We start from the raw sequence: 1,343 nt of genomic DNA on the forward strand, positions 1-1,343 counted from the left end.
GACGTGGTGATGGGCCTGGAGGCGGGCGCCGACGACTACGTGACCAAGCCGTTCGACGGCCCGGTGCTGGTCGCCCGCATCCGCTCCCTGCTGCGCCGGGCCGCGCCGCTCGCCCCCGCCGAGGACACGGACCCGCGGCTGCGCTTCGGGGACCTGGAGTTCTGCCCGCAGTCCATGACCGTCGAGCGCGCCGGCGAACCCCTCGCGCTCACCGCGACCGAGCTGAAGCTGTTCGGCGAGTTCGCGGCGGCGCCGGGCAGCGTCCTGTCCCGCGACCTCCTCCTGGAGCGCGTCTGGGACTACGCCTGGTCGGGCGACACCCGCGTCGTCGACGTCCACGTGCAGCGGCTGCGCGCCAAGATCGGCCGGGAGCGCATCGAGACCGTACGCGGCTTCGGCTACAAGCTGCGCACATGAGGCGGCCCGGTGCGAGCCTCGGTACGAAGGTGGCGCTCGCCGTCGCCGCCGCCGCGACCTGCGTCGCGAGCGCGGTCGGCGTCCTCGTGCACCACCTCACCGCCGAGGACCAGCTGAAGACCGCCCGCGCCGCCTTCGACCGCGACCTGGTCACCGCCGCGTACGACCACGCCGTCGGCCGCCCCACGCCCGCCCGCCTGGCCCGTCCCGACCTGCCCGATCCGGTCGTCGACGCCGTACGGAACAAGGTCCGCGTCACCTACCTCCACGACGGCGTCCTCTGGGCGGCGACCCCGGTCGCGGGCGGCAAGGTCCTCTCCCTGCGACGGTCGTACCGCCCCGAGGAGAAGGCCCTCGCCACGCTCGACCGGACCCTGCTGGCGACCGGCGCCGCCGCGACCGTCGCCGTGTCGCTGGCCGGACTGCTGCTCGGCATGCGCGTGGGCCGCCGGGCCACCGCCGCCGCGCGCACCGCCGAGCGGATCGCCGAGGGCGACCTCGACGCGCGCGTCCACCCGCGCGGTCGCGACGAGATCGCCCGCCTCGCCGCCGCCGTCAACACCATGGCCGACGCGCTCGGCGCCCGCCTCGAAGCGGAACGCCGGGTGACGGCGGACATCGCGCACGAGCTGCGTACACCGGTCGCCGGGATGTCCACGGCGGTGGGGCTGCTGCCGCCGGGGCGGCCGTCCGAGCTGATCGCGGACAGCGTGGGGAAGCTGCGGGGGCTGGTGGAGGACGTCCTGGAGGTCGCGCGGATGGACGCGCAGGTCGCCGCGGTGGAGAAGGAGCAGCGGGAGGTCAGCGCGATGGCGCGGCGGGCGGTGTCGGGGCTGGCCGGGGTGAGCGTCGACATCGTGGCCGACGCGGTCGTGGCGACCGATCCCCGGCGGGTGGAGCGGATCCTCACCAACCTCGCCGCGAAC

The 1,343-nt window shown here is 75.7% G+C and carries 2 protein-coding genes; both read left to right on the top strand.

The features are described 5' to 3' along the window. The coding region (locus AOK24_RS13690) for a response regulator transcription factor (protein WP_240553888.1) at positions 1 to 417 on the top strand (417 nt) is incomplete at its 5' end. Further along, the coding region (locus AOK24_RS13695) for a sensor histidine kinase (protein ID WP_055720338.1) at positions 414 to 1,343 on the top strand (930 nt) is incomplete at its 3' end. The genes AOK24_RS13690 and AOK24_RS13695, both read left to right, overlap by 4 nt.

The organism is Streptomyces niveiscabiei (assembly GCF_001419795.1).
Lineage (GTDB): Bacteria > Actinomycetota > Actinomycetes > Streptomycetales > Streptomycetaceae > Streptomyces > Streptomyces niveiscabiei.